We start from the raw sequence: 16801 nt of genomic DNA, 5'->3' as shown, positions 1-16801 counted from the left end.
TAATCCAGCCTTCAAAAAAAAATTATTAATATGGCAAAAAAGGAAAGTAATCCTACTAAATCATTAAAAATTCCACAGTTTATTATTGTATCCTGTAAAATTTGCGCGTTTATTTCAACCAAATTGGTTACAAAATATGCTGCTAAACTATTTACTACGCCAATAAAACATAAGATTCCCAAACGAGAACTTGAGATGGATTCTAAAAGTGAACAAATAACGATTAACGTTCCCGCAATAGACAAAAATATTGTCACTTATCTTTATGGCAAAAGTGATCATAAAATTTTATTAGTTCACGGGTGGTCTGGAAGAGGTACACAATTATTCAAAATAGCTGATGAACTTTTAAAAAATGGTTATTCAACTGTAAGTTTTGATGCGCCAGCACATGGAAAATCTAAAGGAAAGTCAACTATTATGTCTGAATTTATTGCTTCAATATTAGAAATCGAAAAGCAGTTTGGGCCATTTGAAATTGCAATTGGACATTCTTTAGGCGGAATGTCAGTTTTAAATGCTATAAAAGACGGATTGCAGACAAACAAAGCAATTATTATAGGAAGCGGTGATATTGTACAAGATATTTTAGACGAGTTTATCTCAAAATTAGGTTTAAATCAAGAAATAAGTGAGCGTCTCCGTAATCTTTTTGAAGAAAAATATCAAGTAAAAATGGATGATTTTTCAGCGTACAGAGCAGCACAAAAAGTAAAAATACCCGTTTTAGTAATTCATGATAATGATGATCCAGAAGTTCCCGTAAAAGCAGGAATTCACATTCATGAACAACTCGAAAATGGAAGTTTATATTTAACTGATGGTTTAGGTCACAGAAAAATACTTGGTAATCAAAATGTTATCAAAAAAATCACAAATTTCATCAAAACTAATTAATTTTGTGATAGTTACACTTTTATATATCTAACTTAAAATAATATCAAAATGGATTTATTTGGAGAAACATCAGATTGGGAAACAAAATTAAAACCAATTTTAGAGAAATATAAAGGAAAAACACACCCTCTAGAATATCAAAATACTTATCAGTTATTAGTAATGGTAATTTTGTCTGCGCAAGATTCTGATGCAAATATTAATAAAATAGCACCTTCTTTATTTGAAAAATTCCCAACACTTAACAGTTTGTCTAAAACCGATTTCGAAACACTCATACCTTATATAAGTAAAGTTCGAAACTTTGGAACAAAAGCAAATTGGTTATTAGAAATTGCTAAAACAATTCAAAATGATGATAATATTCCGTTAAACATGAAGGAGTTAACAGCCTTAAAAGGAGTTGGAAGAAAATCAGCCAATGTTATATTAAGAGAAACTGGAAAACCCGCAGAAGGAATTATTGCCGATTTGCATGTTATTCGCGTAGCTCCCAGAATTGGAATAATAAAAGAAGTAAAAGATGGAAATAAAGTTGAAAAAGACCTAATGAAGGTATTGCCAAAAAGCATTTGGTCTGAAATTGGTATGGCAATTTCTTTTTTAGGAAGAGAAACCTGCAGACCAAAACCTAAGTGTGAAGAATGTATTATGGCAGATATTTGCTTTTATTATTCTACAGAAGTTGCTTAAAATCTCTACTTTCTTCTAGTATCGATTAAATAAATAATTTTCCAGGAATCTTTTTCTTTAAATAAAGTAAAAGTATTTACACCTGAATGACTCAAGTTATCGTTCAAATAAAATTCATATGGTGCCCAAACATGAGCCATTGCTCCATCAATTTGAATATTATAACTAAGAATTTTCTCCTGAAATTTCATAGTTGACGGAATTGATGCAATTGATTTGTAAAATTCTTTTGCAGTTTCATTAGACAACTTATTTCCTTTTGAAACACTCTCACTGATAGATTGCAGAATCATTTTATCTGCACAAACCGATTTTATCTTCAAAGTGTCTTTTTGATGGAATCCTTCAAAAAAGACTTCAATACTTTTTTGAACCTCTTGTTTTTGAGCATTTGCACACAACCCTGATAGCAGAAAGCATATAACTATATAAAATCTCATATTCATAAAATTTTAAACGCCAAATTGAGAAAGATGATGGTCCAAATGTTTGGCAAACATATTATTCCATTCTTTAGAGGTCAATTTTCCAAAAGAATGAGATTCTTTATCTTCAAATTCCTTTTCACCTAATTCCTGTGTTTTATTAACATAAGCAATTAATCGACTTTTTTCAATTTCAAAATCACGATCATTTTTAATTATAAACTGTGGTGCTGTACCAACATTTCTAGGATAAGGTTTGTCACCTACCACTGTTTTTTTAGCTAGCAATTTTAAAATAAATTTCATAAATCCATTAGGTTTCGGATGGATATTATCATAAACCATTTCGTAAGTAACATTACAATGTGCAAGCATTTGAGCGACACTCATTTTACCCCAAAGTCCTTTTGAATCTGGTGTAAGCTCGCTTATTCTATTTATGAATTGATCACAATCCTCTTTCTGAAATATATTTTGCATATCTTAAAATTCTATTAGAAAACAAAAATATAAAATTTAGCAATAAATATATTTTTGCAATCATTTTAATTAATGTCGTTGACAGCAAAAAAAATCTAAAATTAATAAAAGCACAACACCTTGATTTACAATACACAGATATTTAATAAATAAAAATATTTTGGGCGTTTCCCTCTGGGCCGTGCTGTCCGCTGTATCTTTTGCGGGAGCAGTTTCAGGAAAATCGAGCAGCTGCTGGTTTCCCGCAAAAGGATGCCGCTCCCATCACTAACGCGCTTCGGGGTAAATGATAAGTTTCAGTTCCAGAAGATTTCTCCAAAGTGGTTATAAAACAAAAAATCCCTCCCGATAAATCGGGAAGGATTCTCAAAATAAAGGCGACGACATACTCTCCCACAAAATTGCAGTACCATCTGCGCAGGCGGGCTTAACTTCTCTGTTCGGGATGGGAAGAGGTGAGCCCCGCCGCAATAACCACCTTAAGGTTTTTAGTTGTTGGTTTTTGGTTGTCGGATTTCTCCATCAACTATCAACTCTTGACCATCAACTGCTCTGCGTCGAGCTAATATTTTAACATACTGAGATAAAGAAAAGAAGTATTTGTTTAGAAAGTTTCCTCCCTCCGATTGCTCGGAGGGAAAAGGGTGTACATAAGCTTACGGATTATTAGTACTACTCGACTATGACATTACTGCCTTTACATCTATAGCCTATCAACGTGGTCATCTTCCACGATCCTTAAAAGAAATCTCATCTTGTGGTGGGTTTCGCGCTTATATGCTTTCAGCGCTTATCCCTTCCCAACGTAGCTACTCTGCGGTGCCCCTGGCGGGACAACAGATACACTAGAGGTTAGTCCAATTCGGTCCTCTCGTACTAGAATCAGATCCACTCAAATTTCTAACGCCCACAGTAGATAGAGACCGAACTGTCTCACGACGTTCTGAACCCAGCTCGCGTGCCACTTTAATGGGCGAACAGCCCAACCCTTGGGACCTTCTCCAGCCCCAGGATGTGACGAGCCGACATCGAGGTGCCAAACCCCCCCGTCGATATGAGCTCTTGGGGGAGATCAGCCTGTTATCCCCGGCGTACCTTTTATCCTTTGAGCGATGGCCCTTCCATGCGGAACCACCGGATCACTATGCTCTACTTTCGTACCTGATCGACCTGTATGTCTCTCAGTCAAGCTCCCTTATGCCATTGCACTCTACGCACGGTTACCAAGCGTACTGAGGGAACCTTTAGAAGCCTCCGTTACTCTTTTGGAGGCGACCACCCCAGTCAAACTACCCACCAAGCACTGTCCCCCGCAACACGGGGTTAGGCCTCAGATAAACAAAGGGTTGTATTTCAACAATGACTCCACAACGCCTGGCGACGCCGCTTCACAGTCTCCAACCTATCCTACACATCATTTATCCAAGGTCAATACTAAGCTATAGTAAAGGTGCACAGGGTCTTTTCGTCCCACTGCGGGTAAACGGCATCTTCACCGTTACTACAATTTCACCGAGCTCATGGCTGAGACAGTGTCCAGATCGTTACACCATTCGTGCAGGTCGGAACTTACCCGACAAGGAATTTCGCTACCTTAGGACCGTTATAGTTACGGCCGCCGTTTACTGGGGCTTCAATTCAATGCTTCTCCGAAGATAACATCTCCTCTTAACCTTCCAGCACCGGGCAGGTGTCAGGCCCTATACTTCATCTTACGATTTTGCAGAGCCCTGTGTTTTTGATAAACAGTCGCCTGGACCTCTTCACTGCGGCCCCCATTGCTGGGGGCGACCTTTCTCCCGAAGTTACAGGTCTATTTTGCCTAATTCCTTAGCCATGAATCTCTCGAGCACCTTAGGATTCTCTCCTCAACTACCTGTGTCGGTTTACGGTACTGGTACTAATTACCTGAAGTTTAGAGGTTTTTCTTGGAAGCCCTTAGGCGCACTATCTCTTTGTCCGAAGACTCCGAGTACTATCGTATTTCACCAAAACCTGCGGATTTGCCTACAGGTCTTATAGCTAGGTACTTCAACGAACTATTCCGTCAGTTCGCGGCGCTTTCATCACTCCGTCACCCCATCACAGTAATTAGTAGTACGGGAATATTAACCCGTTGGCCATCGACTGTCCCTTTCGGGTTCGCCTTAGGACCAGACTAACCCACAGCTGATTAGCATAGCTGTGGAAACCTTAGTTTTTCGGTGTGCGGGTTTCTCGCCCGCATTATCGTTACTTATGCCTACATTTTCTTTTCTGACCAGTCCAGCATACCTTACGATACACCTTCAACCCTGTCAGAATGCTCCCCTACCACTTGCAATTGCTTGCAAATCCATAGCTTCGGTAATATGTTTATGCCCGATTATTATCCATGCTCGTCCGCTCGACTAGTGAGCTGTTACGCACTCTTTAAATGAATGGCTGCTTCCAAGCCAACATCCTAGCTGTCTGGGCAGACAAACCTCGTTCTTTCAACTTAACATATATTTGGGGACCTTAGCTGATGGTCTGGGTTCTTTCCCTCTCGGACTTGGACCTTAGCACCCAAGCCCTCACTGCTGTGAAACATTATATAGCATTCGGAGTTTGTCAGGAATTGGTAGGCGGTGAAGCCCCCGCATCCAATCAGTAGCTCTACCTCTATATAACTATCATCAGCGCTGCACCTAAATGCATTTCGGGGAGTACGAGCTATTTCCGAGTTTGATTGGCCTTTCACCCCTACCCACAGGTCATCCGAAGACTTTTCAACGTCAACCGGTTCGGTCCTCCACTGTGTGTTACCACAGCTTCAACCTGCCCATGGGTAGATCACACGGTTTCGCGTCTAACACTACTGACTAAAGCGCCCTATTCAGACTCGCTTTCGCTACGGATCCATGGCTTAACCACTTATCCTTGCCAGCAACGTTAACTCGTAGGCTCATTATGCAAAAGGCACGCCGTCACCCCACTAAAGGGCTCCGACCGCTTGTAAGCGTATGGTTTCAGGATCTATTTCACTCCGTTATTCACGGTTCTTTTCACCTTTCCCTCACGGTACTGGTTCACTATCGGTCTCTCAGGAGTATTTAGCCTTAGCGGATGGTCCCGCCAAATTCAGACAGGGTTTCACGTGCCCCGCCCTACTCAGGATACCACTATTCATTACATTTATTACCCATACGGGGCTATCACCCTCTATGGCGTCACTTTCCAGTAACTTCCGGTTCTGCATGCATGAAATGTCGTGGTCCTACAACCCCAACAATGCCGTAACATTATTGGTTTGGGCTAATCCGCGTTCGCTCGCCACTACTTACGGAATCACTTTTGTTTTCTTCTCCTCCGCCTACTTAGATGTTTCAGTTCAGCGGGTTTGCCCACCTATCGGTGTACTATGTCTTCAACATAGTGGGTTGCCCCATTCGGATATCTGCGGATCAATCGATGTGTGCTCGTCCCCGCAGCTTTTCGCAGCTTATCACGTCCTTCTTCGCCTCTGAGAGCCTAGGCATCCCCCATACGCCCTTATTTTGCTTATTGTACCAATCTTGTTCCTAAAAACAAGACCGTTTTTTTTTGTTTTCTACAATAAATTGTAAAAAACGCTTTCTACTTTTTATTATTTTCTTATCTCAATATGTCAATGAACTTTTATTTACTTCTTCAAGTAAATTCGTGGAGAATAACGGAGTCGAACCGTTGACCTCCTGCGTGCAAGGCAGGCGCTCTAGCCAGCTGAGCTAATCCCCCAATCTAATTATGAATTGTGAATTATGAATTATGAATTTATATTCATAAGAACTCAACTCTAGAATTTCCTTTTTTTTTAAGCCAAATAGTAGTCCCGGGCAGACTCGAACTGCCGACCCCTACATTATCAGTGTAGTACTCTAACCAGCTGAGCTACGAGACTCTGTTTTACTTAAGTTTTATCATTTTTTTAAATTAACAGCAAGAGTAATAAAATCCTCAATTCAGACCCATTTCGATCCGCATCTTTTTTCCCCAACGTGTGCAAGCACTAACATTCGAGGCTCTAGAAAGGAGGTGTTCCAGCCGCACCTTCCGGTACGGCTACCTTGTTACGACTTAGCCCTAGTTACCAGTTTTACCCTAGGCAGCTCCTTGCGGTCACCGACTTCAGGCACCCCCAGCTTCCATGGCTTGACGGGCGGTGTGTACAAGGCCCGGGAACGTATTCACCGGATCATGGCTGATATCCGATTACTAGCGATTCCAGCTTCACGGAGTCGAGTTGCAGACTCCGATCCGAACTGTGACCGGCTTTGTAGATTCGCTCCTGGTCACCCAGTGGCTGCTCTCTGTACCGGCCATTGTAGCACGTGTGTAGCCCAAGGCGTAAGGGCCGTGATGATTTGACGTCATCCCCACCTTCCTCACAGTTTGCACTGGCAGTCTTGTTAGAGTTCCCGACATGACTCGCTGGCAACTAACAACAGGGGTTGCGCTCGTTATAGGACTTAACCTGACACCTCACGGCACGAGCTGACGACAACCATGCAGCACCTTGTAAATTGTCTTGCGAAAGTTCTGTTTCCAAAACGGTCAATCTACATTTAAGCCTTGGTAAGGTTCCTCGCGTATCATCGAATTAAACCACATGCTCCACCGCTTGTGCGGGCCCCCGTCAATTCCTTTGAGTTTCATTCTTGCGAACGTACTCCCCAGGTGGGATACTTATCACTTTCGCTTAGCCACTGAAGTTGCCCCCAACAGCTAGTATCCATCGTTTACGGCGTGGACTACCAGGGTATCTAATCCTGTTCGCTACCCACGCTTTCGTCCATCAGCGTCAATCCATTAGTAGTAACCTGCCTTCGCAATTGGTATTCCATGTAATCTCTAAGCATTTCACCGCTACACTACATATTCTAGTTACTTCCTAATAATTCAAGTTCAGCAGTATCAATGGCCGTTCCACCGTTGAGCGATGGGCTTTCACCACTGACTTACTAAACCGCCTACGGACCCTTTAAACCCAATGATTCCGGATAACGCTTGGATCCTCCGTATTACCGCGGCTGCTGGCACGGAGTTAGCCGATCCTTATTCTTACGATACCGTCAAGACATTACACGTAATGTTGTTTCTTCTCGTACAAAAGCAGTTTACAATCCATAGGACCGTCATCCTGCACGCGGCATGGCTGGTTCAGGCTTGCGCCCATTGACCAATATTCCTCACTGCTGCCTCCCGTAGGAGTCTGGTCCGTGTCTCAGTACCAGTGTGGGGGATCTCCCTCTCAGGACCCCTACCCATCGTTGCCTTGGTAAGCCGTTACCTTACCAACTAGCTAATGGGACGCATGCTCATCTTTCACCGTTGTGACTTTAATAGTGTGTTGATGCCAACTCACTATACTATGAGGTATTAATCCAAATTTCTCTGGGCTATCCCTCTGTGAAAGGTAGATTGCATACGCGTTACGCACCCGTGCGCCGGTCTCTAGCTCCGAAGAACTATACCCCTCGACTTGCATGTGTTAAGCCTGCCGCTAGCGTTCATCCTGAGCCAGGATCAAACTCTTCATCGTATATTTTAATATTATATAGTCGATGCTTCCTCTAGTGGTTCTTTTCGAATCTATCGATTCCATTACTCTTATTCTATTTGTTCCGATTCTCATCGGAACGGCTGTCAATTCAATATGTCTACGAACGTAATTTTGTTTCCTTCGCTTGTCTCTCAAAGCGGGTGCAAAACTAAAAATTCTTTTTGTTTCTCGCAAGAAAAATTTAAAAAAATTTGAAACTTTTTTTTCGTCTCTTTTTTCTCAATCTCTCTTCAGTCTCTCAATGAACTTTCCCTGTTTTGCGGGGTGCAAATGTAAAAAGCATTTTCAAATCTCACAAGCTTTTCGAAATCTTTTTTTGAAAATATTTTTCAGTTTAAATCGTCTCGCTTGCCAGTATTTCAGTGAACGTCTTTCGTTGTTGCGGGTGCAAAAGTAGAACCTTTATTCAGTTATACAATCTTTTTTAGCCTCTTTTTTTCATCTTTTTTCGGATTATTTCTTAACTCACTGATAACGGATTCTTTACAAATCATTTTTTTTTGATTCTTTGTAGCGTTTTTCTGAATCAAGGTGCGGTTTTCATCGTTTTCGGGTCTTTTCTGCTTTCCGTTTTGTTGAATTTTTAGTCTTCGACACGCTTTTTTGATAAGAAAACAACCTTTTGAACTGGATTCTCTGGCGCTTTTGATCCCGGAAAGACAGCAAAGACGCAAAGTTTTCCCTTTTCAGGCTCCATTTTACCCGGAATCCTCTATTCTTCCTCTGGATTTCTCCTGAAAACAGCTCTCCTAGCCCCGATAGCAGCGGAAATCCTTTTTGTGGCGGGGTTCGCCACAAAAAGATTGAAGCGGATAGCGGGAAATAGCTCCTTATAGATAATAATCTTAAAACTCCATCGTCTGAACTTAGAAAAGCTTCCACTACACTCAGCTTGGCAAAAGCTATACTTATATATTATAGTATAAAATAATTTCGTCCTTATATATATGTATAGAAAAAACAAAACCGTTAGATTTTAAAATCTAACGGTTTTAATTACATATATCATAATAGATGATTAGGCTATCCTTCTATTGATTCGCAGGAGCTTTTGCTTTTTCTTCCCACTTATTCATTAAATCATTATAATTAATTGGATTTGCTGCTTTTTGATTTACTAATCTTCCTGATTCAAAAGCACGCTGAAGAATTGTTTCAATTAAATAATCTTCATTGACTTCATAAGGATTGTATTCTGCTTTTAGACTTATATCAAATAAATTGGCTGTTGTATTTGAAACAAATGCTTTGAATCCGCTTTTAAGGGTTTTTATTAAATCATATGTTGTAATTCCTGTTTGGCGATGAACCAGCTTTACTAAAATCTGACCTTGCTTTCGCGAAAGCTTTTTAAGTCTATCTTCAAATTCATTGTTAAGATAGTCTTCAACGATTTTAAAATATTTCTTTTTTTCACGGTTTGAGTTCAAACGCGCCATTCCTTTATTTAATGCCGTCAATCTATCTGCTGCTAATTTTGCATACGGATAGACTTTGTAAACTCTGTTTTGAAGAATCAAAAATTGTTTTTGCGCCTCGGGATCGAGCTTTTCTTTTGTAATGATTATCTCGGGCAGTTCTATAGTATCACCTAAAATAGAATCTTTTTCTGTTAAAGTATAGCCCATTTGCTGATTCTCTTTTGGCGTAACCTGAGCTCGGCTTGAAAGTGAAAACAATATAAAGAATAAAAGAATGCTGGTAAATCTCATTGAGTCATAATTTAAATGTAAAATTATATATTTATACACAACTCTAATACCAAATTTATAATTTAGCAAAAAAATATTTTTATGAGTTCAAATTCTATCTTAAAAGATACTTCAATTGCTTTCCTTGAAAGCTATCTAAATAACGCATCGCCTACTGGATATGAAAGCGAGGGACAAAAACTTTGGATGCAATATTTAAAACCTTATGTTGACACTTTTATCACTGATACTTATGGAACTGCTGTTGGAATTATTAATCCAGACGCACCTTATAAGGTTGTTATTGAAGGACATGCCGATGAAATTTCATGGTTTGTAAACTATATTACAGACGATGGATTAATATACGTAATTAGAAATGGTGGATCTGATCATCAAATTGCACCTTCAAAAAGAGTTCATATACATACTAAAAAAGGAATTGTAAAAGGTGTTTTTGGATGGCCAGCAATTCATACTCGTTTACGTGATAAAGAAGAAGCTCCGAAATTAAGCAATATCTTTATTGATTTAGGATGCGAAACCAAAGAACAAGTTGAAGCTATGGGAGTTCATGTTGGATGTGTTATTACTTATCCTGATGAATTCATGATTTTGAACGAAAATAAATTTGTTTGTCGTGCCATTGACAACAGAATGGGCGGCTTTATGATTGCTGAAGTTGCAAGACTTCTGCATGAGAATAAAAAAGAGGTTCCGTTTGGATTGTATATAGTAAATTCTGTTCAGGAAGAAATTGGTTTGCGCGGTGCTGAGATGATTGCACAAACTATTAAGCCGAATGTTGCTATTATAACTGATGTTTGCCATGACACTACAACTCCGATGATCGACAAAAAAGTCGAAGGCGATCTAAAAATGGGCAAAGGGCCTGTAATTGCTTATGCTCCTGCTGTTCAAAATAAATTACGAGATTTGATTGTTGATACAGCCGAAGAAAAAGAAATTCCGTTTCAACGAAATGCAACATCAAATGCTACAGGAACTGATACTGATGCTTTTGCATATAGCAATGGCGGCGTAGCGTCAGCTTTGATCTCACTACCTTTGCGTTACATGCACACTACAGTAGAAATGGTTCAGAAAGAAGATGTAGAAAATGTTATCAAGCTTATCTATGAATCTCTTTTGAAAATTGAAAACAACGAAACTTTTTCTTATTTTAAATAATAACAAGGTATAAACATAAATTAGGCTGTTTTTAAAACGGCCTAATTTATAAATAGGTCATATATGAAAATTTTATTGCTCGAAGACGATTTTACTTTATCGAAAGAAATCTCCGCATTTTTTTCTTCGAAAGGCTTTGAGTGCATTCCTTATTATGATGGCGCGTTATTGTTGAAAAAATATACTCCTCATGAATATGATTTAATCATTCTTGATATTAATGTTCCAGGTACAAATGGTATTGATGTTTGCAAAGGTATTCGTGAAAATGATAAAAAAACGCCAATAATTATGTTGACGGCTTTCAGTGAAATTGACGACAAACTTGCTTCTTTTGACAATGGCGCCGATGACTATTTAGTAAAGCCTTTTCATTTCGAAGAATTGTTTGCCCGAATTTCTTCTTTATTAAGACGAAAAGAGATTCCACAGCAAATTGAGAAAAAAATCACAATCGAAGATTTGGAAATTTTGGAAGAAGAAATGAAAGTATTCCGCTCAGGCGAAGAAATCAAACTTACTCCAAAAGAGTTCAAGCTGATTATGATTTTGGCTCATGCCAAAGGAAAAGTCCTTTCAAAACAATTTATTGCCGAAAAACTCTGGGATTATCATATTGAAACCAATCAAAATACGATTGAAGTCTATATTAATTTTCTTCGAAAAAAAATCGATAAAGACCACGAAACAAAACTTATTCGAACCAAAGTCGGCTATGGCTATTATTTAAGCAATCAGGAATGACATTAAAAAACAGAATATCACTTTTGGTAAGTTTGCTGTTTACAATCCTTTTTGGATTGGCTTCAACTGTGATATTTGTTTTGTATTCCAATTTTCGAAAAGAAGAATTCCGTGATCGTTTAGAAATTAAAGCGCTTTCGAACATCAAACTTTTGGTAAATGTAAAAGAAGTTGATGATCAGCTTCTGAAAATTATCGATCAAAATTCAATCAACAAATTGTATGATGAAAAGACTTTAGTTTTTGACTCTCATTTCAAACTGATTTACAGCAGTATTGATGATGCAAAGATAAATTGGTCGATTGAAGATTTAAAATATCTAAAAAAACATAAAACCTTTTTTAAACAACAAGGCGATTATGAAGTTTACGGCGTTTTTTATGATACTAAAGACAAAGATTTTTATGCTTTAATTTCGGCTACAGATGATTATGGAAAACGAAAACTTCTTTTTCTTCGCTATACTTTAGTCGTGTCTTATATATTTTTTACTTGTATTTGCTGGGTTTTGACATCTTTCATGGTCAAAAAAGCAATGAATCCGTTGAGTGTATTTCATCAAAAAATAAAAAACATAAACGAAAATAATCTTGATACGCGTGTAGAATCCAAAAGCAATAAAAATGAAATTGATTTGATTGCAAACGAATTCAATTTCATGATGGACCGAATTGAGATTTCATATCAAAAACAAAAAGAATTTACCGCACACGCATCGCACGAATTGCGAACACCTTTATCCAGAATCACTTCGCAGATTGAAAATGTTGCTGCAGATCCTACAACATCAGAAAAAGGCAAATCATTTTTAAAAACCATTTTATCAGACGTAAACCAATTAACAGAATTAATCAATTCTTTATTGATTCTTTCGAAAATTGACAATAAGAATCACGAAAACACAGAAGTTCAACGCATGGACGAAATCTTATTTTCGGCCATAGAAAATTTAAATAAAAGCTTTCCTGATTTCGTAATTCTTTTTGAAATGGAAGAAAGCGATAATCTGGATTCTGTTTTAGAAGTAAAAGGAAATAAAAATCTTTTAGAAATTGCGCTCGGCAATATTTTAAAAAATGCTTGCGTGTATTCTGATGACAAACAAGCAAAAGTAAAAATCAGCGAAAAGAATAATCATCTTGTAATTTCAATTTCGAATAACGGAAAGACCTTAAGTGAAGACGAGCAAAAAAATCTTTTCCAGCCTTTTATGCGAGGTAAAAACTCAAAAGGAACTTCAGGCTTTGGGCTTGGTCTGCGTATTGTTCAGCGAATACTTTCTCTGCACAACACAACTATAACCTACAGTGTTCCAACTGATAATATAAATTTATTTCAACTTTTCTTTCATTAATATTCTTTTTTAAGGTATTTTTAAGGTAGATTTTAAGGTTACTTAAAGTCTGTCGATAGCATATTTGTACAACTTAAAATTGATACAATGAAAAAAGCATATGCATTTTTTCTGCTTGTTGTTCTGAATCAAGCAGTAATGGCTCAAAAAACAATCACTCTTCAAGATTGTGAAAGTCAATTTCTTAAAAAAAATCTTTTTTTGCTGGCCTCTCAATATAATATTGATGCTTCGAAAGCGCTGACAATTCAGGCGAAAATTTGGGAAAATCCAGCTTTAACTGCAGAATTAAATGCTTATAATCCTGAAGCTAATCGCTACTTTGACATTGGGAAAGATGGACAAAAAGCATTTGGTATTGAACAGCTAATTTATTTAGGTGGAAAAAAACGTAATGAAGTTAAACTGGCTCAGACCAATGAACAACTAGCAGAACTACAGTTTAATGATCTTTTAAGAACTTTGAAGCTTCAATTACGAAAAAGTTTTTACACGGTTTACTACAATACAAAAAGTTTGGAAACAACAGATCAACAGCTTGCACATATTGAAGATCTAATCAACTCCTATTCTATTCAGGCACAAAAAGGAAACGTTCCTTTAAAAGATGTTGTTCGTTTGCAGTCATTGTATCTTAATTTTAAAAATGAACGAATGGAAGTTGTAAATGACAATATTGAAGAACAAGGTAATTTAAGATTACTCTTGAATTCAGCAGAAAATATAGTTCCAGAAGTTTCGAAAGATGAATTCAACAAATATTTAAAAACAATGCCTTTTGATTTAAAATCATTAGAAGATCAAGCCATTGCTAACAGACCTGATTATTTGGCTAAACAAAAAGAAATCGATGCAAATGAGCTGAATGTAAAATGGCAAAAATCACTTTCGGTTCCTGACCTTACTTTAGGAGCAAATTATGATCAGAGAAGTGGCGCTTTTAATAAAGAAGCTAATTTGACATTAGGAATTCCGTTGCCGCTTTGGAACAAAAACAAAGGAAATATCAAATATGCTCAAACTATTTTAGAACAGTCTAAAGTTGAAAAACAAAACTTTGAGCTGCAATTGCAAACAGAAATTACTTCGGCCTGGAACAAATGGGAGGAATCACGCAAAAATTATTCGGTAATAAAACCAACCGTGAATGCCGACTTTGAAGCAGTTTACAACGGAATGCTTAACAACTTCCAAAAACGAAATGTGAGTTTATTAGAATTTACCGATTTCATGGAAAGTTATAATCAGGCTACAATTCTAGTAAATGAATTAAAGAAAAAACTGGCCCTTTCAGGCGAAGAACTAAATAGTACAATCAATAAAGACTTATTCTAAAATATATAAAGATGAAACATAAACTAATTATAGGAATCGCAATCGTGAGTTTATCCCTAGCAAGCTGCAAAAAAGAGGTAGAAAATCCACAGACCAATTCGTCTTTTGCATTAAGTGATTCAATGCTAAAAACAACTACAACTGCTGTCGCGCAAACACAACCCGTAACAAACGAATTAAATTTTTACGGAAAAATTACCGCTGACAATAACAAAATGATTGATGTTTATCCTTTAGTGGGCGGAAATGTAATAAAAGTAAATGTTGAACTTGGAGATTATGTTCGTAAAGGACAAGTTCTAGCAACCATAAGAAGTACAGATATAGCCGATTTTGAAAAACAATCTTTAGATGCTAAAAGTGATTTATTGGTAGCCAAAAACAATTTGAAAGTTGCTCAGGAATTATTTGACGGTAAATTAAATTCTGAAAGCGATGTACTTCAGGCAAAATCTGAAGTGACTAAAGCACAGTCACAATTAGGCAAAATCCAGGAAACCTATAAAATTTACAATATTAAAGCGGGTTCCATATATGAAGTAACAGCGCCAATAAGCGGTTTTATTATTCAAAAAAGTATTAATCAAGATATGCTTTTAAGAAACGACCGTTCTGAAAACATTTTTGATATTGCAGAAATAAGCGAAGTTTGGGCGATGGCAAACATCAACGAAATGGATATCAATAAAGTAAAATTAGGAATTGATGCCGATGTAACAACTTTAAGTTATCCTGATAAAGTTTTTAAAGGAAAAGTTGATAAAATTTTCAACGTAATTGATCCTGAAACTAAAGCAATGCAAGCCAGAATTAAACTTCAAAACTCAGATTATTTATTAAAACCTGATATGAATGCCAACATAAAATTATGTTTCAAAGAAAATAATTCAATGATTGCGATTCCGAGTGATGCCATTGTTTTTGATAAAAGTAAAAATTTCGTAATGATTTTTAAAGATCGTCATAATATCGAAACCAGACAAGTTGACGTTTACAGAGTCGTTGGAAAAACAACTTACATTTCAAGTGGTTTGAAAGAAAATGAAAAAGTTATTACAAACAATCAGCTATTCATTTACCGCGCCTTAAACGAGTAAGAAAATGGAAAAATCTGTAAGAATACTGGGGTTTGCTACGTTATTTGTTTCAACGCTTTCATTTTCTCAAGAAACAGATTCGATCCGAAAATATAGTCTGAAATTTCAAATGACATCTATATATCAATATCATCCCGCTTTTCATGCAGACTATTCAGGAACAAATAGTATGCATCCAGAAGATGAAGGTGCATTATCATTGACATCAACATTATATCTTGATGTTCCGCTTTGGAAAGGTGCTACAGTGACTTTTAATCCAGAAATGTCCGGAGGAGAAGGATTATCGTCAGCCAGAGGGTTGGGAGGCTTTCCAAACGGAGAAACTTTCAGAATTGGAGATACAAAACCTGTAGTTTATGTGGCAAGAATGTTATTGGAACAAAAATTTCAGTTTAAAAATAATCAATCATTACAGTTGGTTTTTGGGAAATTTGGATTATCAGACTATTTCGATAACAGTCTTTATTCGCATGATCCCAGAACACAATTTTTAAATTGGTCACTAATGACTTACGGAGCTTGGGATTACGCTGCAAATACTAGAGGATACACAGATGGTTTGTATGCCAATTATCAATTTGCTACCTGGCAAATTAGAGGTTCCTTAACTGCATTACCTACGTATGCCAATGGTCCAAACGTTGAATTTAGCTTCGCCAATTCGAATGCGATAAACATAGAAGTGGAGAAAAAAATCATCTTTAAAAATAATGATAGTGCCAATATAAAATTATTAGGTTTTAGAAATGTGGCCGGAATGGGTAATTATGACGAAGCAAATTCCAATTTCATAACAACTCCTGATATTCAAAGCACAAGACAAAATGGTCGCACTAAATACGGAATTGGGTTAAATATGGATTATACACACAATGATAGCTGGGGACTTTTTGGGCGAATAAGCTATAATGATGGAAAAAACGAAACCTGGGCATTTACAGAAATTGACCGATCGGCGCAATTGGGAATTCATTTGAACGGAAAAATGTGGAATCGAACTGATGATTTCGGCGGAATTGCTCTTGTAGCAAACGGATTGTCGAATTCACATAAAGAATATCAGAAACTTGGAGGAAATGGTTTTATGATTGGTGACGGAACTTTAAATTATGGCGTTGAACAGATTGTAGAAGTATTTTATTCTTTTTTGGTACCTAATACACATATTACATTATCACCAGATTATCAATTTGCAATGAATCCAGCCTATAATAAAGACAGAGGTCCAATTCAATTTTTCGCCTTGCGTTTTCATACCGAGTTCTAATTATATAAAATATGCATTCTTAAAACGAAGCAACAGAATTAAAAAAATAAAAATTCATCA

The 16801-nt window shown here is 37.2% G+C and carries 11 protein-coding genes, 2 tRNA genes and 3 rRNA genes; 8 read left to right on the top strand and 8 right to left on the bottom strand.

What is annotated here, in order from left to right; all coding sequences use genetic code 11:
• Positions 1-30: 30 nt before the first annotated feature.
• Together ACNFIH_RS00455 and ACNFIH_RS00450 are read left to right on the top strand one after the other, a co-directional pair.
• Positions 31-897: an alpha/beta hydrolase gene (locus tag ACNFIH_RS00455; protein WP_426485009.1), complete on the top strand. Its 867-nt coding sequence runs from the start codon at positions 31-33 to the stop codon at positions 895-897.
• A 48-nt stretch (positions 898-945) separates the two neighbouring features.
• On the top strand, positions 946-1590 hold the full coding sequence (locus ACNFIH_RS00450; RefSeq protein WP_426485008.1) for an endonuclease III domain-containing protein: 645 nt from the start codon (positions 946-948) through the stop codon (positions 1588-1590).
• Between the two features lie 5 nt (positions 1591-1595).
• On the opposite strand, the gene ACNFIH_RS00445 is transcribed toward ACNFIH_RS00450, so the two are convergent.
• From ACNFIH_RS00445 to ACNFIH_RS00410, 8 genes are all read right to left on the bottom strand, one after another.
• A complete protein-coding gene (locus tag ACNFIH_RS00445; RefSeq protein ID WP_426485007.1) occupies positions 1596-2030 on the bottom strand; it encodes a nuclear transport factor 2 family protein in 435 nt (144 codons plus the stop codon).
• A gap of 12 nt (positions 2031-2042) precedes the next feature.
• Complete coding sequence (locus ACNFIH_RS00440) at positions 2043-2495, bottom strand: DUF1569 domain-containing protein (RefSeq protein WP_426485006.1); 453 nt, start codon at positions 2493-2495, stop codon at positions 2043-2045.
• Between the two features lie 372 nt (positions 2496-2867).
• A 5S ribosomal RNA gene (gene rrf / locus ACNFIH_RS00435) occupies positions 2868-2977 on the bottom strand.
• Between the two features lie 164 nt (positions 2978-3141).
• A 23S ribosomal RNA gene (locus ACNFIH_RS00430) occupies positions 3142-6023 on the bottom strand.
• Between the two features lie 136 nt (positions 6024-6159).
• A tRNA-Ala gene (locus ACNFIH_RS00425) sits at positions 6160-6233 on the bottom strand.
• An 89-nt stretch (positions 6234-6322) separates the two neighbouring features.
• Positions 6323-6396, bottom strand: a tRNA-Ile gene (locus ACNFIH_RS00420).
• 127 nt (positions 6397-6523) lie between these two features.
• A 16S ribosomal RNA gene (locus tag ACNFIH_RS00415) occupies positions 6524-8037 on the bottom strand.
• The 16S, 23S and 5S rRNA genes sit together here with 2 tRNA genes alongside, the layout of an rRNA operon.
• A 1052-nt stretch (positions 8038-9089) precedes the next feature.
• Complete coding sequence (locus ACNFIH_RS00410; RefSeq protein ID WP_426485005.1) at positions 9090-9770, bottom strand: DUF4294 domain-containing protein; 681 nt, start codon at positions 9768-9770, stop codon at positions 9090-9092.
• Between the two features lie 81 nt (positions 9771-9851).
• On the opposite strand from ACNFIH_RS00410, the gene ACNFIH_RS00405 reads away from it, so the two are divergent.
• The 6 genes from ACNFIH_RS00405 to ACNFIH_RS00380 all read left to right on the top strand — a co-directional run bounded on the left by ACNFIH_RS00405 (position 9852) and on the right by ACNFIH_RS00380 (position 16741).
• Positions 9852-10940 carry a M42 family metallopeptidase gene (locus ACNFIH_RS00405; RefSeq protein ID WP_426485004.1) on the top strand — a complete coding sequence of 363 codons (1089 nt, stop codon included), beginning with the start codon at positions 9852-9854 and terminating at the stop codon, positions 10938-10940.
• Between the two features lie 63 nt (positions 10941-11003).
• The gene (locus ACNFIH_RS00400; RefSeq protein ID WP_426485003.1) at positions 11004-11684 is read left to right on the top strand and encodes a response regulator transcription factor; all 681 of its coding nucleotides are present in this window, start codon (positions 11004-11006) and stop codon (positions 11682-11684) included.
• Positions 11681-13039 carry an ATP-binding protein gene (locus tag ACNFIH_RS00395; protein ID WP_426485002.1) on the top strand — a complete coding sequence of 453 codons (1359 nt, stop codon included), beginning with the start codon at positions 11681-11683 and terminating at the stop codon, positions 13037-13039. The genes ACNFIH_RS00400 and ACNFIH_RS00395 overlap by 4 nt, the downstream gene beginning before the upstream one ends.
• 87 nt (positions 13040-13126) lie before the next feature.
• Positions 13127-14374, top strand: coding sequence for a TolC family protein (locus ACNFIH_RS00390; RefSeq protein WP_426485001.1), 1248 nt, complete (start codon positions 13127-13129; stop codon positions 14372-14374).
• A gap of 11 nt (positions 14375-14385) precedes the next feature.
• On the top strand, positions 14386-15471 hold the full coding sequence (locus ACNFIH_RS00385) for an efflux RND transporter periplasmic adaptor subunit (RefSeq protein ID WP_035652452.1): 1086 nt from the start codon (positions 14386-14388) through the stop codon (positions 15469-15471).
• Positions 15472-15475: 4 nt separating this feature from the next.
• Positions 15476-16741 carry a carbohydrate porin gene (locus ACNFIH_RS00380; protein ID WP_426485000.1) on the top strand — a complete coding sequence of 422 codons (1266 nt, stop codon included), beginning with the start codon at positions 15476-15478 and terminating at the stop codon, positions 16739-16741.
• Positions 16742-16801 lie beyond the last annotated feature (60 nt).

The organism is Flavobacterium sp. 2, from assembly GCF_049949195.1.
GTDB lineage: Bacteria > Bacteroidota > Bacteroidia > Flavobacteriales > Flavobacteriaceae > Flavobacterium.
Note: the sequence above shows the minus strand (reverse complement) of the source record. Positions and strands in the feature narration are given on the sequence as shown.